Source organism: Pseudomonas sp. G1002 (genome assembly GCF_013385455.1).
GTDB lineage: Bacteria > Pseudomonadota > Gammaproteobacteria > Pseudomonadales > Pseudomonadaceae > Aquipseudomonas.
On sequence record NZ_JACAPY010000016.1, the window covers coordinates 253757 to 276810 of the forward strand.

A 23054-nucleotide genomic window follows, 5' to 3' on the forward strand; every position below is an offset into this window, starting at 1 on the left:
CCAGGCCATTTCCGCATTAACCGCCCTCTCGCCCTTTAGCCTGATCGAACTGATCAGCGGCCTGCTGCTGTTGATCTTCGGCGCAGAAGTATTAGTGCGCGCCGCCGTGCGCCTGGCGGCCAGCCTCAAGGTGCGCCCGCTGATCATCGGCCTGAGCATCGTCGCCTTCGGCAGCAGCGCGCCGCAGATGGCGATCAGCTTGCAAGCGACCCTGGCGGACAACACCGACATCGCCGTGGGCAGTGTGATCGGCAGCAGCATCTTCAACACCCTCGTGACCCTTGGCCTGGCAGCCCTGATCATTCCGCTGCGGGTCTCCCGGCAACTGGTACGCCTGGATATCCCGATGATGATCATCGCCAGCCTGCTGGTGTTTGTGCTAGCCGCCAATGAAGAACTCACGCCGATCGATGGCCTGTTACTGCTGGTGGCCCTGGTGGCCTACCTCGGCGTGCTGCTCTACCAGACCCGCCACTCCCGCCGCCCGCGCACCCGGGACACTGTGGTGCAGGCGCCGTGGCTGAGCAGCGTGCTGCTGATGCTCGGTGGACTGTTGATCCTCGTACTGGCCGGGCACCTGCTGCTGGGCGCGGCGGTGGACGTGGCCTCTGACCTGGGCCTGTCGGAACGCATCATCGGTCTGACGCTGATTGGCGTCGGCACTTCCCTGCCCTGCCTGGCCACCTCGCTGATCGCCGCCCTGCGCGGCCAGCGGGAAATTGCCGTGGGCAACGTGATCGGCAGCAACCTGTTCAACCTGCTTGGGGTGCTGGGCTTTACCGCCCTCGTGGCGCCCTCGCCGTTGTCGGTGTCGCCCAATGCCCTGGATTTCGACCTGCCGGTAATGCTCGGCGTGGTCGCCCTGTGCCTGCCGGTGTTTTATTCGGGCTACCGCGTCACCCGGGCCGAAGGCCTGGTGTTCCTGGGCCTGTACCTGGTGTACGGGCTGCACGTGGTGTCGTTCACCTTCGGCATGCCGCTGGCCAACAAGCTTGAACAACTGATGCTGTATTACGTCCTGCCAGCGCTGGTGGCTTTCCTGTTGTTCACCTCGCTGCAAGCCTGGCGCCGCCAACACAAGAGGGAATCGCAATGACCGAACAGAAAAAGCCCGGCGTTGAAATGCGCCGCCAGGTGATGGGTGATGTGTTTGTCGATCGGGCGCTGGGCAATGCCACGGAGTTCAGCCAGCCGCTGCAGGATTTCGTCAACGAGCATGCCTGGGGCAGCGTGTGGAATCGCGAAGGGTTGCCGCTGAAAACCCGCAGCCTGATCACCCTCGCCGCGTTGACCGCCCTCAAGTGCCCGCAGGAACTCAAGGGCCACGTGCGCGGCGCGCTGAACAACGGTTGCACTGTGGAGGAGATTCGCGAGGCGCTGCTGCATTGTGCGGTGTATGCCGGTGTGCCGGCGGCCATTGACGCCTTCCGCGCCGCGCAGGAAGTGATCGACAGCTACCAGAAAGACGCCTAGATCCAGCCACCCGCCTGCAACACGAAAATCCCGATATTCGTGGTCACCGCCGCCATCAAGGTGGTGATCACGATAATCGCGGCCGCCAGTTCATGATTGCCCTCCGCCGCCCGCGCCATGACAAAACTGGCCGCCGCCGTGGGCGCGCCGAAGTACAGGAACAGAATCCCCAACTCCGGCCCACGGAACCCCAGCAGCCACGCCCCCAGGGTCGCGATCACCGGCAGCCAGACCATCTTCATCAGGCTGGCGCTCAGGGCCATGTCGCCGCTTTTGCGCAGCGCCGCCAACGACAACGTGCCACCGATACAGATCAACGCCAATGGCAACGTCATGTCCGCCAGGTACTGCCCGGAGGATTCCAGCCAGCCAGGCAAGCCAATCTGGAAGTACGCGAAGGGCGCCGCCGCGATCACGCTGATGATCAACGGGTTGGCCAGCACGCTCTTGAAGATGCTCCACGGGTCGGACTTGATCACCGGGCTGTACACCGCCAGCACAATGGTCGACAGGGTGTTGTAGAACAGGATCACCAGCGCCGCGAGCACCGCGCCAAGGGAAATCCCGTAGTCGCCGTACATGCTGGCCGCCAGCGCCAGGCCGATCACCCCGTTGTTACCACGGAAAGCGCCTTGGGCGTAGATGCCACGGTCTTCCCGCGGGCATCGGAAGATCGCCCAGCCCCAGGCCAGGGCGAAGCTCAGCAGCGTGGCGACGGCGAAATAGATCAGCAGGCCGGGCTTGAGGGCTGAATGCAGGTCGGCATGGAGAATCCCGAGGAACAGCAACGCCGGCATGGTGACGTTGAACACCAGAGCCGAGGCGATGTGGATAAAGTTATCGTTGATCCAGTTGATGCGCTTGAGCAGGACGCCCAGGAACAGCATGGCAAACACCGGCGCGGTGATGTTCAGGGTTTGTAGGAAGATTGCCAGCATGCCGGAGAGAACCTTGGGTGGGCGTCGGTAGGTGGCTAATGATAAGCCAGCATGGCCAGCTTCGTCTGGACTACCGCTTTCGCGAGCAAGCCCGCTCCCACATTTGACCGAGTTCTACCTTTGGAATGCAGTCAAATGTGGGAGCGGGCTTGCTCGCGAAGCAGGCGACTCGGTCTTAAGTAATCGGCGCGGGATTGAACAACGTAATGTCGTTATGCAGCTTGTGCTGCTCCGCCCACGTCTGTTTTTTGCCGCTGGCCACATCCAGATAGAAGTGGAACAACTCCCAACCCAACTCCTCGATCGTTGCCCGCCCAGTGGCGATCCGCCCGGCATCGATATCAATCAGGTCCGGCCAACGCTGCGCCAGCTCGGTGCGCGTCGAAACCTTCACCACCGGCGCCATCGCCAGCCCATACGGCGTGCCACGCCCGGTGGTGAACACGTGCAGGTTCATCCCCGCCGCCAACTGCAACGTGCCGCACACAAAATCACTCGCCGGCGTGGCACAAAAGATCAGGCCCTTGCGATTGAACCGCTCGCCCGGGCCAAGCACGCCATTGATCGCACTACTGCCCGACTTGACGATGGAACCCAACGACTTCTCGACAATATTCGACAACCCACCCTTCTTGTTCCCCGGCGTAGTGTTGGCGCTGCGATCCGCCTCGCCCTTGGCCAGGTAGCGGTCGTACCAGTCCATTTCCCGCACCAGTTCCCGGGCCACGTCCTGGTTCTCGGCACGGGAAGTCAGCAGGTAGATCGCATCGCGCACTTCGGTCACTTCGGAAAACATCACCGTCGCGCCCGCCCGCAGCAGCAAATCCGAGGCATAACCCAGCGCCGGGTTCGCGGTAATCCCCGAGAACGCATCACTGCCGCCGCACTGCATGCCGAGGATCAACTCCGACGCCGGTACGGTTTCCCGCCGGCGCAGGTCGAGTTTCTTCAGGCGGGTTTCGGCCAGTTCCATGATCTGTTCGATCATTTCGGTAAAGCCGTGGCTGGAGTCCTGCAACCGATACAGCCATGGCTCGCTCAGGTCCACCGAGCTGTCGTTTTCATGCATCACCTGCCCGGCCTGCAACTTCTCGCAACCCAGGCTGATCACCAGGGCTTCACCGCCCAGGTTCGGATTGCGCGCCAGGTTACGCACGGTGCGGATCGGGATGTAGGCGTCGGTGGCCGTGATCGCCACGCCGCAGCCGTAGCTGTGGGTCAGCGCCACCACGTCATCGACGTTCGGGTACTTGGGCAGCAACTCGTCCTTGATGCGCTTCACCGCATGGTCCAGCACGCCCGTGACGCACTGAACCGTGGTGGTAATCCCGAGGATATTGCGCGTGCCCACGGTGCCGTCGGCATTGCGATAACCCTCGAAGGTAAAACCTTCCAGGGGCGCTTGGGCCTCGGGCACTTCGGTGGACAGCGGCAAGCTGTCCAGCGGCGGCGCCGTGGGCATGCGCAGTTGATCTTCCTGCACCCAACTGCCTCGCGGAATCGGGCGCAGGGCATAACCGATGGTCTGGCCGTAGCGAATGATGCGGCCGCCTTCGGGGATGTCTTCCAGCGTCACCTTGTGGCTTTGGGGAATGAAATCCACCGTCACCAGGCCGTCGGGAAACTCGGTCCCCGCCGGTACGCCCTGGTCGTTGACCACAATCACCACGTTATCCAGCGCGTGCAAACGGATGGAGCGTGGCGAATCGGCATGTTCAATCAACTGCATGACGCGGGCCCCTTCAGGAATGCGCTTGGGAAAGTTTAGTCAGCTCGGGGCCGTTGGCCGGCGGCTCCTTGAGCACTACACGCTTGATCGGGCCAACGATCACCACGTAACTGAACACAGCGACCAGCGCGTTGGCGCCAACGAACACCAGGGCCCACTTGAACGAGCCGGTGGTGCTGATGATGTAGCCGATCACAATCGGGGTGGTGATCGACGCGATGTTGCCGAACATGTTGAACAGACCACCGCTCAAACCGGCGATTTGCTTTGGCGAGGTGTCGGAGACTACCGCCCAACCCAGTGCGCCAACGCCTTTACCGAAGAAGGCCAGGGCCATGAAGCCCACCACCATCCATTCGATGTCTACGTAGTTGCAGGCCACGATACTGCAGGAAATCAGCAATCCACCAATGATCGGCGCCTTGCGGGCGAACGTCAGCGAATGGCCTTTGCGCAGCAGATAGTCGGAAATGATCCCGCCCAACACGCCACCGATAAAACCACAGACCGCAGGCAGGGAAGCAATAAAGCCGGCCTTGAGGATCGTCATGCCGCGCTCCTGGACCAGGTACACCGGGAACCAGGTCAGGAAGAAGTAGGTGATGCCGTTGATGCAGTACTGGCCCAGATACACGCCGAGCATCATGCGATTGGTCAGCAATTGACGAATGTAATCCCACTTCGGCCCGTCGACTTTCTTGCCTTTGCCCTTGTCCTGATCCATATCGACCATGCCGCCGTTCTGGGCGATGTGCTGCAGTTCGGCGTCGTTGATCATCGGGTGTTGGCGCGGACTGTGGATAAGTTTCAGCCAGATCAACGAGAACAGAATGCCGATGCCGCCCATCACGATAAACACGTGCTGCCAGCCGAAGGTGTAGACGATCCAGCCCATCAACGGCGCGAACAACACAGTCGCAAAGTACTGCGCCGAGTTGAAGATCGCCGAGGCCGTACCCCGCTCAGCCGTAGGAAACCATGCCGCCACGATGCGCGCATTTCCGGGGAAGGATGGCGCTTCAGCCAGGCCCACCAGGAAGCGCAACATGAACAGCGCAACGATGGCCGTGGAAACACCGAACTCACCGACATAGCCTTGCAGCACGGTGAACAGTGACCAGGTGAAGATACTCAGGGCGTAGACTTTTTTCGAACCGAATCGGTCCAGCAGCCAGCCGCCGGGAATTTGCCCGGCCACGTAGGCCCAACCGAATGCGGAGAAGATATAGCCAAGGGTGACCGCGTCGATGCCGAGGTCTTTTTGCAGGCTGGAGCCGGCAATCGCGATGGTGGCCCGGTCGGCGTAGTTGATCGTGGTCACCAGGAACAGCATGAGCAGGATCAAATAGCGGACATGGGTCGGCTTGGTCGCTTGCATGAAGATGTACTCCCACTAATTATTTTTTTTGCGGGTAATCAAATTGTAAGCCTGTGGCGGGCACGGACCCGCCACAGGGTGCAGCCGTTACGAACCGATGTAGCTGGTTTTCACCACGGTGTAGAACTCTTGCGCATAGCGACCCTGCTCACGCGAACCGTAGGATGAACCCTTACGGCCGCCGAATGGAACGTGGTAATCCACACCGGCAGTCGGCAGATTGACCATCACCATCCCGGCCTGGGAATGACGCTTGAAGTGGTTGGCGTATTTCAGCGAGGTGGTGGCGATACCGGCCGAGAGGCCGAACTCGGTGTCGTTGGCCATCGCCAGCGCCGCCTCGTAATCCGCCACGCGCACCACGTTGGCCACCGGCCCGAAGATCTCTTCACGGCTGATGCGCATCGCGGCTTCGCTGTCGGCAAACAGCGTCGGCGCGAGGAAGTAGCCTTCGGTGTCGCAGGTCACCAGCTCACCGCCGCTGACCAGCCGGGCGCCTTCGCTCTGGCCGATGTCGATGTACTTCAAGTCCTGGTCCAGTTGGGCCTGGGAAACCACCGGGCCGATGTCGGTGCCGGTTTTCAGGGCGTGGCCGACCTTGATCGACTTCATCCGCTCGGCCATGGCCGCGACGAACTGGTCGTGAATCCCGGCGGTGACGATAAAGCGGCTGGACGCGGTGCAACGCTGGCCGGTGGAGTAGAACGCGCTCTGTACCGACAGCTCGACGGCTTGCTTGAGGTCGGCGTCGTCGAGAATGATCTGCGGGTTCTTGCCGCCCATTTCCAACTGCACCTTGGCCTGGCGCGACACGCAGCTGACGGCGATCTGACGACCCACGCCCACCGAGCCGGTGAAGCTGATGCCGTCGACTTTCGGGCTGTTGACCATGGCATCGCCGACCACACGGCCGCTGCCCATCACCAGGTTGAACACACCGGCAGGGAAGCCGGCGCGGGAGATGATTTCGGCCAGGGCCCAGGCGCAGCCCGGTACCAGTTCAGCCGGTTTGAGCACCACGCAGTTGCCGTAGGCCAGGGCCGGGGCGATCTTCCAGGCCGGGATGGCAATCGGGAAGTTCCACGGCGTGATCAGGCCAACCACGCCCAACGCCTCACGGGTCACTTCAACGTTGACGCCCGGACGCACCGACGGCAGGTAGTCGCCGGACAGGCGCAGGCATTCACCGGCGAAGAATTTGAAGATGTTACCGGCGCGGGTCACTTCGCCGATGGCTTCCGGCAGGGTCTTGCCCTCTTCCCGGGCCAGCAGGGTGCCGAGTTCTTCGCGACGGGCGAGGATTTCGGTGCCGACTTTATCCAGCGAATCATGACGCGCCTGGATCCCGGAAGTGGACCACGCCGGAAAAGCAGCGCGCGCAGCGTCGATGGCCGCGTGGACCTGGGCGAGGTCAGCCTTGGCGTATTCGCCAATGACATCAGACAACTCCGACGGATTGATGTTGGCCGAGTAGTCGGCGCCGGCAACCCACTGGCCACCGATGTAGTTTTCAAAACGCTTGGCTTGGGACACGAATTCTCTCCTGACGCAAAAAGCCGCTGATTACTCAGCGGCCTTGGTGATGGGTTATTGCGCGCCTTGCTTGTCGATCAACGCGGCCAGGGCTTCGTATTCTTCCGGCAGCAGATCGGTCAGCGGGGTACGCACGGGGCCTGCGTCGTAGCCGACGATTTTCGCCCCGGCCTTGACGATGCTCACCGCGTAACCGGCCTTGCGGTTACGGATGTCGAGGTACGGCAGGAAGAAGTCGTCGATGATCTTGCCGACGGTGGCGTGATCTTCCCGGGCAATGGCGTGGTAGAAATCCATCGCGGTTTTTGGAATGAAGTTGAACACCGCCGAGGAGTACACCGGCACGCCCAGGGCCTTGTAGGCAGCGGCGTAAACCTCTGCAGTCGGCAAGCCGCCCAGGTAGCTGAAACGGTCACCGAGGCGACGACGGATCGACACCATCAATTCAATGTCACCCAGGCCGTCCTTGTAACCGATCAGGTTCGGGCAGCGCTCGGCCAGGCGCTCCAGCAGCGGCGCGGTCAGGCGGCAGACGTTGCGGTTGTAGACCACTACACCGATCTTGACCGACTTGCACACCGCTTCAACGTGGGCGGCAACCCCGTCCTGGCTGGCTTCGGTCAGGTAGTGCGGCAGCAGCAACAGGCCTTTGGCGCCCAGACGCTCGGCTTCCTGGGCGTACTCGATGGCCTGGCGGGTGGCACCGCCGACACCGGCAAGAATCGGCACGCTGGTGGCGCAGGTATCAACGGCGGTTTTCACCACTTGCGAATATTCGCTGGCCGCCAGGGAGAAAAACTCACCGGTGCCGCCAGCGGCGAACAAGGCGGTAGCGCCATAAGGGGCCAGCCATTCCAGACGCTTGATGTAGCCCGCCTGGTGGAAATCACCCTGGGCATTGAAATCGGTCACCGGGAAAGACAGCAGACCGTGAGAGAGGATGGACTTCAGTTCTTGTGGATTCATTATTCGAACACCCTGGGCGAAGACTTTCTGTTGTGAGATTACGGATGGTTATCTTGATGTCGTACGTCATCGTACAACTATAAAAATATTCGTCAACTGCAATTCATCGCCGCCCTTCTCGATTGCTGCTTTCTTGACGTAGGAAGTTTTTCCTCTATGCTCGGGATAACTGTATATACGTACAGTTATTACGGAAGATTCCTACGACATAGCAAGGAGCTAACATGTCAGATCTTGAACTCGCCACACCTGTGAAAACCCCGCCAACCCTGCGTTTTGAAGGCGGCGAACACACCGCCATCGGCGACGACACCCTGTTGCGTTTCGTCAAGGACGCCCCGCCGATTCCCGCCCGGCAGGTCGAATTGCACCTGCCCAATGGCCTGGCCCTGAGCTATGGCCAGATCATCGCCCTGGGCGGTGATTTCTATGGCATCCCCGGACGCCCCATCAACGAAGGCACATCGCCCGCTGATCGTGTGCAGCGCTTTACCGATGCATTCAACTCGCTGGCGGTATTGCCAGCATCACGGGAAGAAGCGGGCAAGATCCTGGCGGTGATGCAAAAGGAGATCAATGCGGTCAACCAGGCGATCAAGGATGGCAAGCAACCCCATGAAGCCTATGACGCGCTGGGTGACACCTTGTCCGAGGAATGGAACCGCATCACCGGCGGCGGCAGTGCTGTCTCGGCACTGATTCCACTGGGGCGCTACCTGAAACTGGCGGCAGACAATGCCGACCACTTTGGCGAATGGGCTTTGGCGGCCTATTTGGCGGGGCATACGGCAGCCTTGCAACAAGCCGTCGTGGCGCATCAGACCGACACCGACCAGGCGCTGGAACTGGCCTATGCCATGAACAGCTTTGCTGATCACTTTTTGACCGATCTATTTTCCGCCGGGCACCTGCGGGTACCGCGCAAGCAACTGGCGGCGGTGGTGACACCGGGTGAACTGGGCTCGCTGATCAGCCGCTTCATGCACGATGAAGACAGCAAGTTCGGGCTCAATGTGCGCAACGCCCTGGGCGAGCAGTGGCATGCCTACGGTGATAAACGCTATTTCGACAGCAACGATGCGGCCAACCGCGCCATGGTCAAACGCGCCGTGCAGGCCTCGGCCGATGAGATCTTCGAAACGTTTATCAGCGGCATGGCGCCCTCCCCGGCCAACTTCAAGGCACCGCTGTATGTGCCGGACCTGAACGCCGCGCAGAACCCGGTGAACAACTTCTCACCGCTGTTCAAGGCTGAAGGCGACAAGGTGCTGCGACGCAAGGACGTCAACAACCTGAACGACAAGCAGTGGACCAATGACTGGTGGGGTTGGAGCACGTATCTGCTGCTCAAGGACTACAAGCCGAATCAGCCGGCCTGAAAGACGTGAGTTAAGCCTCGCGCATTAACCTGTGGCGAGGGAGCTTGCTCCCGTTGGGCTGCGAAGCAGCCCCAGCAAGAACACGGGGTTCTTTCAGACAGAACTCGGGGCAATGGATTTGGGGCCGCTGCGCGGCCCAACGGGAGCAAGCTCCCTCGCCACAATGAGCTTTCAAGCCACACGCTTACGTCCAGCCTGGAATCAACCGCGCTGCGCTTCCGCCTCTTCATGGGCATGGCGCAGCCGCTCACGGCTGTTGGTCAGGTGCAACCGCATGGCCGCCCGCGCCGCATCCGAGTCCTGGCGCGCGATCGCCTCGTAGATCTCTTCGTGTTCGCGGCTCAGGCGGCTCATGTAGTGCTGCTGGTCATCATGGGCCAGGCGTGCCGAGTTCAGCCGCGTGCGTGGAATGATGCTGGTGCCCAGGTGGGTCATGATGTCGGTGAAGTAGCGGTTGCCGGTGGACAGGGCAATCTGCAGGTGGAACTGGAAGTCCGACGCCACCGCATCACCGGCGTGGGCCGCACTTTCGTTAAGGGCATCGAGGGCAGCACGCATGCCGGCCAATTGCTCGTCGCTACGACGCTGGGCGGCGAGCCCGGCAGACTCCACTTCCAGACTGATCCGCAGTTCAAGGATGGCCAGCACATCACGCAGGGTGACGACAGTGGCCGGATCAATCCGGAAACCGCTGGGGCTTGGCGTATCCAGCACAAAGGTACCGATGCCATGGCGGGTTTCTACCTGCCCGGCGGCCTGCAATCGAGAGATGGCTTCACGCACCACGGTGCGGCTGACCCCATGGGCGTCCATGATCGCCGACTCGGTGGGCAGTTTGTCGCCACGTTTGAGTTGGCCGTCGCGGATCTGCTCGGACAACACCGTGACCAATTCCTGGGCAAGGCTGCGGCGCTTGCGGGGAAGACGAGGGGCGGCGCTGGAGTTTTCCATGATGAATCATCTATCTCGGCGATCTGAAGCACGCATGATAGCCCATGGCGGTTGTACGATCACCGTCCTGTCATGACTTTCATCTATAACCGCCGGGGTTTTCGCCAGGCAAAAAAATGCCCCGGCATCACCGAGGCATTTTCAACGCTGGCCCGAGGGCCCGCGCCTTGTTACTTCACCACTTTCAGACTCGGCCGACCGCTTGGACGCGGTGGCTCGGAATCCGGCGGCGGCACATCATCTTCGCCTTCGAGCTCGATCGCTTCGTCATCCTCAAGGGAAGACTCCAGATCAAACACCATGCCCTGGCCATTTTCCCGGGCGTAGATCCCGAGGATGGCACCGATGGGCACGAACAGCGTATGCGGCACACCGCCGAAACGCCCTTCAAAGCTGACCGCTTCATTGTCCATGTGCAGGTGTCGCACGGCACTGGGTGAAACGTTCAGGACGATTTGTCCGTCACTGGCAAAACCTTGCGGTACCTGAACCGCGGGAAACTCGGAATTGACCAGCATGTGCGGGGTGCAATCGTTGTCCACTATCCACTCATAGAGCGCGCGGACCAGGTAAGGTCGACTGGAGTTCATCAACGGCTCCTTAAGCCTTAGCGCATATCGCGTTCGACACCAGACAGACTCGCCTGGAAAGCCTCACGCGCAAACTGGCGCTCCATGTAGTCAAGCAGCGGCTTGGCAGGCCGCGGCAGTTCTATGCCCAAAATCGGCAAGCGCCAGAGTATGGGTAATAGGCAGCAATCCACCAGGCTTTGTTCCTCGCTGAGGAAAAAAGGTTTGTCGGCAAACAACGGCGAAACACCGGTCAGGCTCTCGCGCAATTCCTTGCGCGCCTGAACCCGGGCCGCTTCCTTGCTGCGTGAATCCAGAATCAGGTCCACCAGGCCACACCAGTCACGCTGGATCCGATGGATCAGCAGGCGGCTGTTGGCACGCGCCACCGGATACACCGGCAGCAACGGTGGATGGGGATAACGCTCATCCAGGTATTCCATCACCACGGTTGACTCCCACAACGCCAGGTCACGATCGACCAGGGTGGGCAAGCTGCCGTAAGGGTTCACTTCGATCAGTTTCGGCGGGTGACGTCCCACCTCCACACTGATGATCTCTGCGCTGACACCCTTCTCTGCGAGCACGATGCGTACTCGGTGGGAATAGTGGTCGGCGGGGTCGGAGTAACAGGCCAACCGATTGGTCACGCCCATGGCGGTCCTCCTCGCTTGTTGAAATTATCGGAAGCTCAAAAACGAGCGCGCCCAGTGAGCATCTCCGTGATGCCTGGATAAACCAGACTTACCTTCAGAGATGCCGCTGGGCGCGCAAGATTAACAGCAATTACTTACGGTTGGATCAATGCACATCCTTCCAGTATTCGCGTTTCAGCAGATAGGCGAACACGAAGAAGAAGGCCAGGTACAGCAACACATAGGTACCAATGCGCTGATGCTGCAGCTTCACTGGGTTGGCCGAGTAGGCCAGGAAGGTCACCAGATTCTTGACCTTCTCGTCGAACTGCTCTTCGTTCAGCGTGCCGGTCTTCGGCACTATGGTCAGCTGATCGCACGCTTCATGAGTCAAAGGCGTACCGGTGAGCGGATCATACTGCTTCTTGCCGTCTTCGACGATTTGTACTTGCTTGCATCCTACCACTTGGCGACCTTGCAGGCCGACCAGAACGTTAGGCATACCGACGTTCGGGAACACTTTGTTGTTCACGCCGTAGGGACGCGTCGGGTCTTCATAGAAGGATTTCAGGTAGCCATAGAGCCAATCGGTGCCACGCACACGGGCCACCAGGGTCAGGTCGGGCGGTGCAGCCCCGAACCAGGTCTTGGCGTCGGCCGGTTGCATGCCGATGGTCATGTGGTCGCCGATCTTCGCCCCGGTGAACACCGAGTGGCTCAGCATCACGTCATGGGGAATGCCCAGGTCGTCGGCCACTCGCTCGTAACGCTGGAACTTGGCGCTGTGGCAGCCCATGCAGTAGTTGGTGAACGTACGCAGCCCGTCCTGCATTGCGGCTTTGTCCGACACGTCGATGTCGACTTTTTCCAGTTCTGGGCCGTGTTCAGCGGCGAAAGACAGCAGCGGCAGGGCCGCAAGAATGAATGCAACGAATAATTTTTTCATCAGCCAGTCACCCTTTCCGGTACCGGTTTGGTCTTCTCGAGCCGGGTATAGAACGGCATCAGAATGAAGTAGGCGAAGTACAGGAAGGTGCAGACCTGCGACAGCAACGTACGCTCCGGGGTCGGCGCCAGTACGCCCAGTACACCCAGGATCACGAACGCAATGCAGAACACCCACAGCCAGATCTTGCTCAGCCAGCCCTTGTAGCGCATGGACTTGACCGGGCTACGGTCGAGCCACGGCAGCACGAACAGCACTGCAATCGCTGCGCCCATGGCGATAACGCCCATGAGTTTGTCGGGAATCGCCCGCAAGATCGCGTAGAACGGAGTGAAGTACCAGACCGGGGCAATGTGTTCCGGGGTCTTGAAGGCGTTCGCCTGTTCGAAGTTCGGTTTCTCGAGGAAATAACCGCCCATCTCCGGGAAAAAGAACACGATCGAGCAGAAGATGAACAGGAACACCACCACACCGACGATATCTTTCACGGTGTAGTACGGGTGGAACGGAATGCCGTCCAGTGGTACGCCGTTTTCGTCCTTGTGCTTCTTGATATCCACGCCGTCGGGGTTGTTCGAACCCACTTCGTGCAACGCCAGGATGTGCAGCACTACCAGGCCCAGGATCACGATCGGCAAGGCCACCACGTGCAAGGCGAAGAAGCGGTTCAGGGTGATCCCGGAGATCAGGTAGTCACCGCGAATCCACTGGGTCAGGTCGTTGCCGATGACCGGGATCGCACCGAACAGCGAGATGATCACCTGGGCGCCCCAATAGGACATCTGGCCCCACGGCAGCAGGTAGCCCATGAAGGCCTCGGCCATCAGCGCCAGGTAGATCAGCATGCCGAACACCCACACCAGCTCGCGAGGCTTCTGGTACGAGCCGTAGAGCAGGCCACGGAACATGTGCATGTAGACGACGATGAAGAACGCCGAGGCGCCGGTGGAGTGCAACAGACGCAGGATCGAGCCGTACTCGACGTCGCGCATGATGTATTCGACAGAGGCGAAGGCTTCTTCGGCCGACGGGGTGTAGCTCATCGTCAGCCAGACACCGGTAACGATCTGATTGACCAATACCAGAAGTGCCAGGGAGCCAAAGAAATAGAAGAAGTTGAAATTCTTCGGTGCGTAATACTTGCTGAGGTGGTCTTCCCACATCTTGGTCGCGGGGAAGCGCGCATCCACCCAATCCATGAACTTGCTCATCAGGCTTTCTCCCCCTCGTCGACGCCAATGACAATGACACTGTCAGTCTCGTAGTGATGTGGCGGAACTGGCAGGTTCAGTGGTGCAGGTTGTGACTTGTAGACGCGGCCAGCGAGGTCGTAGTGAGAACCGTGGCACGGGCAGAAATAGCCCCCGACCCAGTCCTTGCCCAGGTCCGCGGGCGCCACTTCCGGGCGGAAGGTGGGAGAGCAACCCAAGTGGGTGCAGATACCGATCAGCAGCAGAATTTCCGGCTTGATCGAGCGAATTTCCTTATCGACGTAAGCGGGTTGGTCGGAATTCTTCGAGTCGGGGTCGGACAGCTGGCCCTCGATCTTCTTCAGATTTCCCAGGATTTCCTCGGTACGACGAACGATGAACACTGGCTGACCGCGCCATTCAGCAATCATTTGCTGGCCTGGATCGATCTTGCTGACATTCACCTTCACCGGTGCACCTGCGGCTTTCGCCTTGGCACTGGGAAACCATGACCCCACGAACGGGACCGCAGCCCCCACCGCTCCTGCAGCACCCACCACGGATGTGGCTGCTACCAAGAAGCGACGCCGGCCTGCATTCACGCCGTCATTGCTCATTCAGTCCTCTCCCATCAGCTTTGTGGCCTGTTAAATCAGGCGTCTACTAAGTGTTAAATCTGAACTTATAAAAATTTTGCCGAATGGTAATGAAAAGCCCCACGTCTGACAAGGTAATTACCCCCGGCACTGGCTCCAAGCCTTTGAGTATAGGGGCTCTACGGATGTGGCAAGTTGTCACACAGATTTTTTTACATAAATAGCAGGCAATAAAAAACGCCCAGCTCCGTGAGGAGGCTGGGCGTTTTCTGGAACGTAAAAGCGAATTAACGCTTCGAGTACTGCGGACGCTTACGCGCTTTACGCAGACCAACTTTCTTACGTTCAACTTCACGAGCATCGCGAGTCACGAAGCCAGCTTTGCGCAGAGCGCCACGCAGGGTTTCGTCGTACTGCATCAGAGCGCGAGTGATACCGTGGCGGATTGCGCCAGCTTGACCACTTACACCGCCACCGATAACGGTGACGTAGATGTCGAACTTTTCAACGGTCTCGGTCAATTCCAGCGGCTGACGAACTACCATGCGGGCAGTTTCGCGACCGAAGAAATTTTCCAGAGTGCGGTTGTTGATCGAGATGTTACCAGTACCCGGACGCAGGAAAACGCGAGCGGTAGCGGTTTTGCGACGGCCAGTGCCGTAATTTTGAGTCGCCGACATAATGAACTATTCCGTTAAAACTTCAGTTCTTGGGGCTGCTGAGCAGCATGAGGGTGAGCAGCGCCCGCATAGACTTTCAGCTTGCGATACATGTCGCGACCCAGTGGGCCCTTCGGCAGCATACCTTTGACCGCGATTTCAATCGGGGCTTCAGGCTTTTTGGAGATCAGGCCTTCGAAGTTCGAAGACTTGATACCGCCTGGGAAACCGGAGTGACGGTAGTACATTTTGTCTTGCGCTTTGTTGCCGGTAACACGTACCTGCTCGGCGTTGATGATGACAATGTAGTCACCGGTATCAACGTGAGGGGTGTACTCAGGCTTGTGCTTGCCACGCAGACGGCTGGCGACTTCAGTGGCCAGACGACCCAGGGTCTGACCAGCGGCGTCGACGACAAACCAGTCGCGCTGAACTGTTTCTGGTTTTGCAGTAAAAGTTGTCATTCTTTAATAGCCTCAGGGGCCGCCCTGTAAATTAGACGGCGGATCTTACTGAATAGTGCGTACTTTGACAAGTCAAAGGCAGCCGGATACAGACGCTATCGGGGGCTCGGGTCGGCGCGTCCGTTCAACGGCAAGATTCTTCGGCAGGCGGCGCATCACTTCCACTGCAGAAAGAGGTGGGCAATTATGCAGATTGCCAAAAAAATTTCAACCTGCTTTTATGATTGTTTTCCCCGAAGGAGTACCCGATGGACTATCGACAGCTGGGCCGAACCGATCTGAACGTGAGCGCGATAGCCTTGGGCACCATGACCTGGGGCGAGCAGAACAGCGAGGCAGAGGCCTTCGCACAGATCGAACGGGCCAAGGCCGCGGGGATCAACTTCCTCGACACCGCGGAAATGTACCCGGTGCCGCCCAAGGCCGACACCTACGCCACCACCGAGCGCTACATCGGTAATTACTTCAAAAGCCGCGGCGACCGTGCCGACTGGATCCTCGCCAGCAAGATCGCCGGCCCCGGCAACACCATCGACTACATCCGCGATGGCAGCCTCAAGCACAACCGCAAGCACATCGCCGAAGCCCTGGACGCGAGCCTCAAGCGCCTGCAAACCGACTGGATCGACCTCTACCAGCTGCACTGGCCGGAACGCAGCACCAACTTTTTCGGCCAACTGGGCTACAAGCACAAGGCCGACGAAGACCTGACGCCGCTGGAGGAAACCCTCGAAGCCCTGGATGAGCAGGTCAAGGCCGGCAAGATCCGCCACATCGGCCTGTCCAACGAAACCCCGTGGGGCACCATGAAGTTCCTGGCCCTGGCCGAAGCCCGTGGCTGGACCCGCGCGGTGTCGATCCAGAACCCCTACAACCTGCTCAACCGCAGCTTTGAAGTGGGCCTGGCGGAAATCGCCATCCGTGAACAGTGCGGTTTGCTGGCGTATTCACCGCTGGCGTTCGGCATGCTCAGCGGCAAGTACGAAGGTGGCGCACGCCCGGCCAAGGGCCGCCTGAGCCTCTATAGCCGCTTCAGCCGCTACTTCAACCCGCAGTCGGAAGCTGCATGCAGCCGTTATGTGGCACTGGCCCGTGAGCACGGCCTGGACCCGGCGCAGATGGCATTGGCGTTTGTGACCCAACAACCGTTCGTGACCAGCAACATCATTGGCGCCACGACCCTGGAGCAGCTGGACAGCAACATCGCCAGTGCCGACCTGAAACTGTCGGATGAGGTGCTGGCAGGGATTGAGGCGATTCAGAAGGATCATCCGAATCCTGCGCCTTGATTGATCTCTAGACCGCCTTCGCGAGCAAGCCCGCTCCCACATTCGACCGAGTTCCACCTTTGGAATGCAGTCGAATGTGGGAGCGGGCTTGCTCGCGAAGAGGCCCTCAAAAACACCAAGAATTCAAAGCGCCCGCGCAATAATCTCCTTCATGATCTCATTCGTCCCCGCATAAATCCGCTGCACCCGCGCATCTGCCCACGCCCGCGCAATCGGGTATTCCCACATAAACCCATACCCGCCGTGCAGTTGCACACACTCATCCAGCACCTTGCACTGCAGGTCCGTGGCCCAGTATTTGGCCATCGCGGCCGTGGGCACATCGAGCTTGCCTTCCAGGTGCAACTCCATGCACTTGTCGACAAATACCCGGCCGATCTGGGTTTCCGTCGCAATCTCCGCCAGCTTGAAACGGGTGTTCTGGAAGTCGATGATCGCCTTGCCGAACGCCTTGCGGTCGCGGGTGTATTCCAGCGTCCATTGCAGCGCCGCCTCGGCTGACGACAACGCGCCAATCGCCACCGTCAAACGCTCCTGCGGCAACTCCTGCATCAGGTAGGCAAAGCCCATCCCCGCCTGGCCCAGCAGATTCTCCTTGGGCACCCGCACATCCTGGAAGAACAGCTCCGATGTATCCTGGGCCTTCATCCCGACCTTCTCCAGGCGCTTGCCCTTGTCGAAACCCGGCGTGTTGGCCTCCACCAGGAACAGGCTGGTGCCCTTGGCGCCGGCCTTGGGATCGGTCTTGGCCACGACGATCACCAGATCAGCCAGGAAGCCATTGGTGATGAACGTCTTGGAGCCGTTGATCACGTATTCATCGCCATCCAGCACCGCCGTGGTCTTGACCCCTTGCAGGTCGGACCCGGCCCCCGGCTCGGTCATGGCAATCGCCGTGACCATTTCCCCGGAGATCAGCTTGGGCAGGTACTTGTGCTTCAGCGCCTCACTGCCGTAATGCAGGATGTAGGGCGCAACAATGTCCGAATGCAGGGAGAAACCAATCCCGGTCAGTCCCAGGCGGCTGATCTCCTCGATCACCACCGCGCTGTAGAGAAAGTCCGCCCCGAGGCCGCCGTACTCTTCCGGCAAATGCGAGCAGAGCATCCCCGCCTCCCCCGCCTTGTTCCACAGGTTGCGGTCGATGTAGCCCTGCTTTTCCCATTGCCCGTGGAACGGCGCCGCGTCTTTTTCGAGGAAGGTGCGCACGCTCTGGCGGAAGAGTTCGTGCTCCGAGCTGAACAAGGTTCTGGGAATCATGGGACACCTGTGTGAATTGTCGGACAAGACCGGGATCACAGAGCCTAAGCCGCGAAGGCGTCACGGGACACTGGACACATGCGACAAAAAATAAGACGATCCAGCCGTCTGGTGACCACTTTCCCCTATAAGAATAAATGAAATTATGTCTAACCAAATCTCCACGCCCTTGCGGCGCGTCAGCATTTTGGCCATTGATCGGGTATTCGCTTCAACCCTCATGCAAGCCAAGGATTTCTTCCACCTCGCGAGCCTGCGCTACGGCAAACAGCTGGGCCAGGGCCTCACTCCCGCCTTCGAAACCCGCCTGGTCAGCCCCGACGGGCAGTCGGTGCGCAGCTTCAGCGATGTGATCATGCCGGTGGACGGCGGCCTCGAAAACGCCGACATCATCGTGCTCCCGGCCTTCTGGGACGATTTCGACTCGTTGTGCCAACGCTACCCCCAAGTGCTGCCCTGGCTGCGCGAACAACACGCCCGTGGCGCGGTGCTGTGCGGCGAAGCCACCGGGGTGTTCTGGCTCGCCGAAGCCGGCCTGCTGGATGGCAAGGAAGCGACCACCTATTGGCGCTTCTTCAACGCTTTCACCGAACGCTTTCCCAAGGTGCAGCTGAACCAGGACAAGCACCTGACCGACGCCGACAACCTCTACTGCGCAGGCGGCACCACCTCGGCCTGCGACCTCTACATCTACCTGATCGAACGCTTCTGCGGCGCCAACATCGCCCAGGCCGTGGCCCGCGACATCCTCTACGAAGTGCAACGCAGCTACGCCCCCGGGCGCATCGGTTTTGGCGGGCAGAAGCTGCACCAGGACGTGATCATCCTGCAGATCCAGCATTGGCTCGAAGAGCACTTCGCCGACAAGTTCCGCTTCGAAGACGTGGCCCGGGAACACGGCATGAGCATCCGCAACTTCATGCGCCGCTTCCAGACCGCCACCGGTGACAAGCCGCTGCACTACCTGCAACGGTTGCGCATCGAGACAGCCAAGGGCCTGCTGTCCGGCAGCCGCAAAAGCATCAAGACCATCAGTTACGAGGTGGGCTACGACGACGCGAGCTTCTTTGCGCGGCTGTTCCGCCAGCATACCGAGCTGTCGCCCAACCAGTATCGCCAGCAATTCCAGCAGGCCGCGTAACCAAAGGGTATACACAGTAAAAATGTGGGAGCTGGCTTGCCTGCGATGGCGGCGCGCCAGGCACCAGAGGCATCAGCTGACAGACCGCTATCGCGGGCAAGCCCGGCTCCCACAGCTCTTTCTGTTGACCTGGAAATTTTGCATAAAAAAAGGCCCGCATCGCTGCGGGCCTTTTTCATTTCAAGCGCATCGCTTACGGCTTGTGCGCCCGCGACAGGAACTCGTGGGACTGCATTTCCAGCAAGCGGCTCAAGGTGCGCTGGAATTCGAAGTTCAAGCGGCCGCCGGTGTAGAGGTCCTTGAGCTCGACTTCCGCCGAGATGATCAGCTTGACGTTGCGGTCGTAGAATTCGTCGACCATGTTGATAAAGCGCCGCGCGATGTCGTCGGTGGTGACGCTCATCTGCTCGACACCGCTCAGGATCACCGCGTGGAAGATCTTGCCCAGTTCGATGTAGTCGTTCTGGCTGCGAGGGCCGTCGCACAGTTCGCGGAATTCGAACCAGGCCACGTCATCGCAGGTGCGCAGCGCGATGATTTCGCGGTTTTCGATGATCAGCTTGTCGTTTTCAATCGCCTGGGTGCATTCCGGCGTCAGCGCGCGGAAGCTCTTGCGCAGGCTTTCCTGGGCCACTTCGTTGAGCGGGTAGTGGAACAGTTCGGCTTGTTCAAGGTGACGCAGGCGGTAGTCGACGCCGCTGTCGACGTTGACGATGTCGGTGTTCTGCTTGATCAGGGCGATGGCCGGCAGGAAACGCGCGCGTTGCAAACCGTCCTTGTACAGGCCGTCGGGCACGATGTTCGAGGTGGCGACAAGGGTCACGCCGTTCTTGAACAGCTCTTCCATCAGGGTGCCGAGGATCATCGCGTCGGTGATGTCGGAGACGAAGAACTCATCGAAACAGATCACCCGGGCTTCTTCCGAGAAGCGCTTGGCGATGATGGTCAGCGGGTTCTTCTCGCCAGGCAGGGTCTTCATCTCTTCATGCACGCGCTTCATGAAGCGGTGGAAGTGGGTGCGGACCTTTTCCTTGAACGGCAGCGCTTCGAAGAAGGTGTCCACCAGGTAAGTCTTGCCCCGGCCAACACCACCCCAGAAATACAAGCCCTTGACCGGCGTGTGGTCTTTCTTGCCAAACAGCTTGCTGAACATGCCCGGCTTGTTCTGCGAGGCCTGGACCAGGTCGTCGTACAGGCGCTGCAAATGGCGCACCGCAGTTTCCTGGGCAGCGTCATGGAAGAATTCAGGGCGTTTCAGATCAGCTTGATATCGTTCTAGGGGCGTCATAATTCGTTAGCAAGGCAACAAAAACGGGCCGCCACTGTAACGACGGCCCTGAAGAATGGCAATCAACCCTTGGTCGGGTCAATCCTCGATTGGGGTCAACGCAACGCGCAAGGCTTCGATCGCCGCATCCCGCGAGGCGCTATCGGCGAACGCCGGGCTATCGGCGACGACTTCACCCTCCAGCCACACGCTGAAGCTCGAGGCTTCACTGCGGACATCCAGCGCCTGACCCGATTGCAGCTGCTTGGTTACGGCGCCTGCGGTTTTACCGTCGGCAAAGTTGCGCGACAGCAGCAGTTGCTCGCCTTCGGCCGCCAGCAAACGGAAGCGGAAGCTGCCGTCGTCTTCGCGGAAGCTGACAAAGCGTGCGGCTTTCGCAGCTTTCTTCTTGGTGGTGGCAGCCACGGCGACCGGGTTGACGAACGAGCGCAGGCCCACCGCTTCACGCAGTTCGGCCAGGAACGGTGCAGCCACGGCGCGGGCTTTGCGGGCGCCGACCAGCAGCAGGTCTTCCATGTCCGACGGGCGCGACATCAGCTGGTGATAACGCTCGCGCGCTTCACCCAACTGGCCGTCCAGCAGTTGGAACAGACGGTTCTTCGCCTCACCCCAGCCCAGGCCCTGCAGCAGTTCGCCGCGGAACTCTTCTTCCTGGGCCTGGGTGGCAAATGCCTGGTACAGGGTGAACAGGTGCGAGTTGTCCGGATCCTTGGCTTCGCCCGGCGCGCGGGAGTCGGTGACGATCCGCGAGATTGCGTCCTTCATGTCCTTGGCGCTGGTGAACAACGGGATGGTGTTGTCGTAGCTCTTCGACATCTTGCGGCCATCCAGGCCCGGCAAGGTGGCGACGCTTTCTTCGATCAGCGCTTCGGGCATGGTGAAGAATTCTTTACCCTTGCCGAACAGGTGGTTGAAGCGCTGGCCGATGTCGCGAGCCATTTCCACGTGCTGGATCTGGTCACGACCGACCGGCACCTTGTGGGCGTTGAACATCAGGATGTCCGCAGCCATCAGCACCGGGTAGCTGTACAGGCCCATGGTGATCCCCGCATCCGGGTCTTCGCCGTTCTCCAGGTTCTTGTCCACCGAGGCCTTGTAGGCGTGCGCACGGTTGAGCAGGCCCTTGGCCGCCACGCAGGTCAGCAACCAGGTCAGCTCGGGGATTTCCGGGATATCGGACTGGCGGTAGAAGGTTACCCGGTTCACATCCAGGCCACCGGCCAGCCAGGTCGCGGCGATTTCCATGCGCGAGCGCTGGATGCGCTGCGGGTCATCGCACTTGATCAGGGCGTGGTAGTCGGCCAGGAAGTAGAAGGAGTCGGCGTTGGCGTCCTGGCTGGCAAGGATCGCCGGGCGAATCGCGCCGGCGTAGTTGCCCAGGTGCGGCGTGCCGGTGGTGGTGATGCCGGTGAGGATGCGGGTACGGGTCGTCATGGGTGATCGCTTGTCATCAATTCGAAAGACGTGGCAGCACAAGATCCTTGAGATCGGTCAGCTTGCCATGAAAAAAGTGTCCGCATTCTGCCACTTTCAGCAGCTCATGGGGGCGATTCAGGGCCGCGGACCAGTCGTAGACGAGTTGCGGGTCAACCACTTCGTCGGTTTCCGGCTGGATCACGGTCAATGGGCAGCCTTGTGGCAACACGTCGTTGTCCCGCAGGCGCATCACGGCCGCGGCCACCATGAACAGGTGCGCGAGTTTTTCGCCCTTGGCTTCCAGGCGGCCGCCGAGGGTGGCCGCGACAAACCCGCCGAAGGAAAAACCCAGCAGGGTGATCGGCAGGTCGGGATGCTTTTCACGCAGCCAGGTGGCTGCCGCTTCGGCGTCGTCGACTTCACCGGTGCCCATATCGTGCGTACCGGCACTGGTGCCGACACCGCGATAATTGAAACGTAACGTGATCAAGCCGGCATCGCGCGCGGTGCGTTGCAGGGTCGATACGACTTTGTTGAGCATGGTGCCGCCCTGCACCGGGTTCGGGTGACAGATCAGCGCCAGGCCACGTGGCTCGGGGTGATCCAGATACAGGGCTTCCAATTGGCCTACCGGGCCATCGATCAAAACGGGGGTTTCACGCATCAGCAAGGAAGGAACTCCGTGACCTCTCAAGGGGTCGACTCGTCTAGCTAAAAGTCTGTGCATGGCATCATTGCGAGCTTAATCGCGGTATACAGCGCAGGTCCGAGCCGTTAACGTAAAGCAAAGCCGTTTATAGAGGAAGGACTCGTGGAACACTCGCTCTTAGTTTGGTTGTTGCCGACTCTCGCCTTGGTTGCCGGTGTCGCCATTGGATTCCTGGTTGCCCGCCTGCTGCCGAATGCCGCGCCTAACCGCACGCAGCGTCAGCTGGATGACATTCAGGAACGTTTTGACAGTTATCAGAACGAGGTTGTTACCCACTTCAACAGCACCGCGACCCTGGTGAAAAAGCTCACTCAGAGCTATCAGGAAGTACAGGATCATCTCGCCGAGGGTGCCAACCGCCTGGCCCTGGACGACATCACCCGCCAGCGCCTGCTGGCCGCGCTGCATTCCGATGCACCGCACGCTCCACGGGAACGCCTGACCCCTCCGCGGGAAAATCAGGAACCGCCACGGGATTACGCGCCAAAAACGCCAAACGCCCCGGGGATGCTGGATGAGCATTACGGCTTGAAGAAGTAATAGCT

The 23054-nt window shown here is 60.1% G+C and carries 23 protein-coding genes; 6 read left to right on the forward strand and 17 right to left on the reverse strand.

Going from position 1 to position 23054, the window contains the following annotated elements; translation table 11 throughout:
* The first annotated feature begins 49 nt into the window (after positions 1-49).
* Together HX801_RS07370 and HX801_RS07375 are read left to right on the forward strand one after the other, a co-directional pair.
* Positions 50-1096, forward strand: a complete 1047-nt coding sequence (locus tag HX801_RS07370; RefSeq protein WP_032899620.1) for a calcium/sodium antiporter — start codon at positions 50-52, stop codon at positions 1094-1096.
* Positions 1093-1473, forward strand: a complete 381-nt coding sequence (locus HX801_RS07375) for a carboxymuconolactone decarboxylase family protein (RefSeq protein WP_003216068.1) — start codon at positions 1093-1095, stop codon at positions 1471-1473. Before HX801_RS07370 ends, HX801_RS07375 begins: the two co-directional genes overlap by 4 nt.
* Here HX801_RS07375 and HX801_RS07380 read toward each other — a convergent pair.
* The 5 genes from HX801_RS07380 to kdgD form a co-directional block, all read right to left on the reverse strand.
* Positions 1470-2411 (reverse strand): AEC family transporter, encoded by a 942-nt coding sequence (locus HX801_RS07380; RefSeq protein ID WP_003216066.1) that lies wholly within the window; start codon positions 2409-2411, stop codon positions 1470-1472. The two genes, HX801_RS07375 and HX801_RS07380, sit on opposite strands and share 4 nt — an antisense overlap.
* Before the next feature lie 175 nt (positions 2412-2586).
* Positions 2587-4140, reverse strand: coding sequence for a galactarate dehydratase (gene garD / locus HX801_RS07385; RefSeq protein WP_088422717.1), 1554 nt, complete (start codon positions 4138-4140; stop codon positions 2587-2589).
* A 13-nt stretch (positions 4141-4153) separates the two neighbouring features.
* Positions 4154-5518 carry an MFS transporter gene (locus HX801_RS07390; protein WP_177021837.1) on the reverse strand — a complete coding sequence of 455 codons (1365 nt, stop codon included), beginning with the start codon at positions 5516-5518 and terminating at the stop codon, positions 4154-4156.
* A gap of 87 nt (positions 5519-5605) precedes the next feature.
* Positions 5606-7051: an aldehyde dehydrogenase family protein gene (locus HX801_RS07395; protein WP_003216060.1), complete on the reverse strand. Its 1446-nt coding sequence runs from the start codon at positions 7049-7051 to the stop codon at positions 5606-5608.
* Between the two features lie 54 nt (positions 7052-7105).
* Positions 7106-8017: a 5-dehydro-4-deoxyglucarate dehydratase gene (gene kdgD, locus HX801_RS07400; RefSeq protein WP_003216058.1), complete on the reverse strand. Its 912-nt coding sequence runs from the start codon at positions 8015-8017 to the stop codon at positions 7106-7108.
* A 224-nt stretch (positions 8018-8241) separates the two neighbouring features.
* On the opposite strand from kdgD, the gene HX801_RS07405 reads away from it, so the two are divergent.
* Positions 8242-9396, forward strand: coding sequence for a phospholipase (locus tag HX801_RS07405; RefSeq protein ID WP_177021838.1), 1155 nt, complete (start codon positions 8242-8244; stop codon positions 9394-9396).
* A 201-nt stretch (positions 9397-9597) separates the two neighbouring features.
* Here the strand turns inward: HX801_RS07405 and HX801_RS07410 are convergent, their stop codons facing one another.
* The 8 genes from HX801_RS07410 to rplM form a co-directional block, all read right to left on the reverse strand.
* Complete coding sequence (locus HX801_RS07410) at positions 9598-10347, reverse strand: FadR/GntR family transcriptional regulator (protein ID WP_008437251.1); 750 nt, start codon at positions 10345-10347, stop codon at positions 9598-9600.
* A gap of 170 nt (positions 10348-10517) precedes the next feature.
* Positions 10518-10937 (reverse strand): ClpXP protease specificity-enhancing factor, encoded by a 420-nt coding sequence (locus HX801_RS07415; RefSeq protein ID WP_003216051.1) that lies wholly within the window; start codon positions 10935-10937, stop codon positions 10518-10520.
* A 17-nt stretch (positions 10938-10954) separates the two neighbouring features.
* Positions 10955-11572, reverse strand: a complete 618-nt coding sequence (locus HX801_RS07420) for a glutathione S-transferase N-terminal domain-containing protein (RefSeq protein WP_003216049.1) — start codon at positions 11570-11572, stop codon at positions 10955-10957.
* A 145-nt stretch (positions 11573-11717) separates the two neighbouring features.
* Positions 11718-12497, reverse strand: coding sequence for a cytochrome c1 (locus HX801_RS07425; RefSeq protein ID WP_003216044.1), 780 nt, complete (start codon positions 12495-12497; stop codon positions 11718-11720).
* Positions 12497-13708 carry a cytochrome bc complex cytochrome b subunit gene (locus HX801_RS07430; RefSeq protein WP_003216042.1) on the reverse strand — a complete coding sequence of 404 codons (1212 nt, stop codon included), beginning with the start codon at positions 13706-13708 and terminating at the stop codon, positions 12497-12499. Before HX801_RS07430 ends, HX801_RS07425 begins: the two co-directional genes overlap by 1 nt.
* Entirely contained in the window at positions 13708-14304 is a 597-nt protein-coding gene (gene petA, locus HX801_RS07435; RefSeq protein ID WP_003216040.1) for a ubiquinol-cytochrome c reductase iron-sulfur subunit, read from the reverse strand. The genes HX801_RS07430 and petA overlap by 1 nt, the downstream gene beginning before the upstream one ends.
* A 266-nt stretch (positions 14305-14570) precedes the next feature.
* A complete protein-coding gene (rpsI, locus tag HX801_RS07440) occupies positions 14571-14963 on the reverse strand; it encodes a 30S ribosomal protein S9 (RefSeq protein WP_003216038.1) in 393 nt (130 codons plus the stop codon).
* 14 nt (positions 14964-14977) lie between these two features.
* Positions 14978-15406, reverse strand: coding sequence for a 50S ribosomal protein L13 (rplM, locus tag HX801_RS07445; protein WP_003216032.1), 429 nt, complete (start codon positions 15404-15406; stop codon positions 14978-14980).
* A 248-nt stretch (positions 15407-15654) separates the two neighbouring features.
* Between rplM and HX801_RS07450 the strand changes: the two genes are divergently transcribed.
* A complete protein-coding gene (locus HX801_RS07450; protein ID WP_177021839.1) occupies positions 15655-16695 on the forward strand; it encodes an NADP(H)-dependent aldo-keto reductase in 1041 nt (346 codons plus the stop codon).
* A gap of 123 nt (positions 16696-16818) precedes the next feature.
* Here HX801_RS07450 and HX801_RS07455 read toward each other — a convergent pair whose 3' ends face one another.
* Positions 16819-17955, reverse strand: a complete 1137-nt coding sequence (locus tag HX801_RS07455) for an acyl-CoA dehydrogenase family protein (protein ID WP_003216028.1) — start codon at positions 17953-17955, stop codon at positions 16819-16821.
* A 220-nt stretch (positions 17956-18175) separates the two neighbouring features.
* Between HX801_RS07455 and HX801_RS07460 the strand changes: the two genes are divergently transcribed.
* On the forward strand, positions 18176-19096 hold the full coding sequence (locus HX801_RS07460) for a GlxA family transcriptional regulator (RefSeq protein ID WP_173406101.1): 921 nt from the start codon (positions 18176-18178) through the stop codon (positions 19094-19096).
* A 193-nt stretch (positions 19097-19289) separates the two neighbouring features.
* Here the strand turns inward: HX801_RS07460 and zapE are convergent, their stop codons facing one another.
* From zapE to HX801_RS07475, 3 genes are all read right to left on the reverse strand, one after another.
* Positions 19290-20384: a cell division protein ZapE gene (gene zapE / locus HX801_RS07465; RefSeq protein ID WP_003216025.1), complete on the reverse strand. Its 1095-nt coding sequence runs from the start codon at positions 20382-20384 to the stop codon at positions 19290-19292.
* A gap of 78 nt (positions 20385-20462) precedes the next feature.
* Positions 20463-21818, reverse strand: coding sequence for a tryptophan--tRNA ligase (locus HX801_RS07470; protein ID WP_177021840.1), 1356 nt, complete (start codon positions 21816-21818; stop codon positions 20463-20465).
* A gap of 16 nt (positions 21819-21834) precedes the next feature.
* Complete coding sequence (locus tag HX801_RS07475) at positions 21835-22464, reverse strand: alpha/beta hydrolase (protein WP_023659190.1); 630 nt, start codon at positions 22462-22464, stop codon at positions 21835-21837.
* Positions 22465-22611: 147 nt separating this feature from the next.
* Here HX801_RS07475 and HX801_RS07480 point away from each other — a divergent pair, with 147 nt between their 5' ends.
* A complete protein-coding gene (locus tag HX801_RS07480; protein WP_003216019.1) occupies positions 22612-23049 on the forward strand; it encodes a YhcB family protein in 438 nt (145 codons plus the stop codon).
* Positions 23050-23054 lie beyond the last annotated feature (5 nt).

What these genes read in the sequence shown, in the direction of transcription:
- HX801_RS07375 (WP_003216068.1), top strand. Translation starts at nt 1,093, where the DNA reads ATGACCGAACAGAAAAAGCCCGGCGTTGAAATGCGCCGCCAGGTGATG.
- HX801_RS07380 (WP_003216066.1), bottom strand. Translation starts at nt 2,411, where the DNA reads ATGCTGGCAATCTTCCTACAAACCCTGAACATCACCGCGCCGGTGTTT.
- garD (WP_088422717.1), bottom strand. Translation starts at nt 4,140, where the DNA reads ATGCAGTTGATTGAACATGCCGATTCGCCACGCTCCATCCGTTTGCAC.
- HX801_RS07390 (WP_177021837.1), bottom strand. Translation starts at nt 5,518, where the DNA reads ATGCAAGCGACCAAGCCGACCCATGTCCGCTATTTGATCCTGCTCATG.
- kdgD (WP_003216058.1), bottom strand. Translation starts at nt 8,017, where the DNA reads ATGAATCCACAAGAACTGAAGTCCATCCTCTCTCACGGTCTGCTGTCT.
- HX801_RS07405 (WP_177021838.1), top strand. Translation starts at nt 8,242, where the DNA reads ATGTCAGATCTTGAACTCGCCACACCTGTGAAAACCCCGCCAACCCTG.
- HX801_RS07410 (WP_008437251.1), bottom strand. Translation starts at nt 10,347, where the DNA reads ATGGAAAACTCCAGCGCCGCCCCTCGTCTTCCCCGCAAGCGCCGCAGC.
- HX801_RS07415 (WP_003216051.1), bottom strand. Translation starts at nt 10,937, where the DNA reads ATGAACTCCAGTCGACCTTACCTGGTCCGCGCGCTCTATGAGTGGATA.
- HX801_RS07420 (WP_003216049.1), bottom strand. Translation starts at nt 11,572, where the DNA reads ATGGGCGTGACCAATCGGTTGGCCTGTTACTCCGACCCCGCCGACCAC.
- HX801_RS07425 (WP_003216044.1), bottom strand. Translation starts at nt 12,497, where the DNA reads ATGAAAAAATTATTCGTTGCATTCATTCTTGCGGCCCTGCCGCTGCTG.
- HX801_RS07430 (WP_003216042.1), bottom strand. Translation starts at nt 13,708, where the DNA reads ATGAGCAAGTTCATGGATTGGGTGGATGCGCGCTTCCCCGCGACCAAG.
- petA (WP_003216040.1), bottom strand. Translation starts at nt 14,304, where the DNA reads ATGAGCAATGACGGCGTGAATGCAGGCCGGCGTCGCTTCTTGGTAGCA.
- rpsI (WP_003216038.1), bottom strand. Translation starts at nt 14,963, where the DNA reads ATGTCGGCGACTCAAAATTACGGCACTGGCCGTCGCAAAACCGCTACC.
- rplM (WP_003216032.1), bottom strand. Translation starts at nt 15,406, where the DNA reads ATGACAACTTTTACTGCAAAACCAGAAACAGTTCAGCGCGACTGGTTT.
- HX801_RS07450 (WP_177021839.1), top strand. Translation starts at nt 15,655, where the DNA reads ATGGACTATCGACAGCTGGGCCGAACCGATCTGAACGTGAGCGCGATA.
- HX801_RS07455 (WP_003216028.1), bottom strand. Translation starts at nt 17,955, where the DNA reads ATGATTCCCAGAACCTTGTTCAGCTCGGAGCACGAACTCTTCCGCCAG.
- HX801_RS07460 (WP_173406101.1), top strand. Translation starts at nt 18,176, where the DNA reads ATGCAAGCCAAGGATTTCTTCCACCTCGCGAGCCTGCGCTACGGCAAA.
- zapE (WP_003216025.1), bottom strand. Translation starts at nt 20,384, where the DNA reads ATGACGCCCCTAGAACGATATCAAGCTGATCTGAAACGCCCTGAATTC.
- HX801_RS07470 (WP_177021840.1), bottom strand. Translation starts at nt 21,818, where the DNA reads ATGACGACCCGTACCCGCATCCTCACCGGCATCACCACCACCGGCACG.
- HX801_RS07475 (WP_023659190.1), bottom strand. Translation starts at nt 22,464, where the DNA reads ATGCGTGAAACCCCCGTTTTGATCGATGGCCCGGTAGGCCAATTGGAA.